This is a genomic window from Mesorhizobium sp. B1-1-5 (assembly GCF_006443065.1).
Lineage (GTDB): Bacteria > Pseudomonadota > Alphaproteobacteria > Rhizobiales > Rhizobiaceae > Mesorhizobium.
Genome location: NZ_VFWS01000535.1, coordinates 1 through 1,164 on the forward strand (window position 1 = coordinate 1; position 1,164 = coordinate 1,164).

The 1,164-nt window shown below is 67.4% G+C and carries 1 protein-coding gene and 1 pseudogene; both read left to right on the forward strand.

The features are described 5' to 3' along the window. Positions 1–221 (forward strand): annotated as a pseudogene (locus FJ980_RS33060) (asparagine synthetase B); the annotation flags it as partial. Continuing rightward, on the forward strand, positions 218–1,164 hold a 947-nt coding region (locus FJ980_RS33065), incomplete at its 3' end, for a serine kinase (protein ID WP_140547608.1). The pseudogene FJ980_RS33060 and the gene FJ980_RS33065, both read left to right, overlap by 4 nt.

A 1,164-nucleotide genomic window follows, 5' to 3' on the forward strand; every position in this document is an offset into this window, starting at 1 on the left:
ACGGCATGCTGCGCAACCACCGCGACCTCCTGGAACAGGTGCTCGGCCCGGACGCCGGCCGCATCGAACCCTACATAAACCTGCCGGCCGTGAAGGCTGCCTATGCCCGGCTGCTCAGTCGGCCCGACCGGCCGGCGCCGCTCGATGTCCAGTATGTCTGGCGCTCCGCGTCGCTGTCGCTGTGGCTGCGGCAGGTGCAGCGCGCCGGGAGTGCCGCATGACGCCGTTGAACGAGCCGCTGGCCCTCCGCCCGCGCGCGCAAGGCTGGCCGCGCGGACAGCGCCGTTTTTATCGGGCCTACGGCCTGACCATCGCTTCCGAGGTGACATTGCCAGAACTGGAGCCGGCCGAACCCGCAGCGGCGGATATCGTGATCAGTGTCGGCGCGATCGATATGCCGAAGCCTTCGCCCGAGGCCGCGACCATTTTCCGCTTCGAACCGGATCGGCAATATCTGGCATGGCACGCCGTCGCCGCGTTCCTGATCAGCGACGCCTGCCGCATCGAGGTCGAGCCGGCGCCCGGCATCGACGACGCACTGATCGCGTTCCCGCTGCTGGGACCGGTGATGGCGCTCATCCTGCACCAGCGGGGCCTGCTCGTGCTGCATGCCAGCGCCGTCGCGATTGCCGGCAAAAGCGCCATCTTCATGGGCGACAAGGGCGCCGGAAAATCGACGACGGCAAGCGCCATGATCCGTGCCGGACACGAACTGCTTACCGATGACGTCGTGGCGCTCGATCTCAGCCATCCGGACGAGCCGATGATCGTGCCGGGTTTTCCCCAGATCAAGCTGGCGGCCGACGCCGCTGCCGCGATTTCGCTTGAAGGGGCACAAGTGCGGCCGCAGGTGCATCCGGCCATCAACAAGGCCCAGCACCGCTTGCAGAGTGCCTTTTCGCGCGACAGGGTTCCGGCGACCCGCATCTACATTCTCGAGCGCGGCCGAAAGGCTGAGATCTCGCCCATGCCTGGCATCGCCGCTTTGCCGGCCGTGATCAGATTTTCATATGTCACGCGCTTCGGCCGCGCCGCCCTGGTCGGCGATTTCGCGGCGGCGCATCTCGGGCATTGCGCGCGGCTCGCCGATCGCGTCGGCGTGTGCAGGCTCGAAGTGCCGACGGGCTTCGACAGAATCGGCGAGGTCGTGAGCCTCGTCGAGCA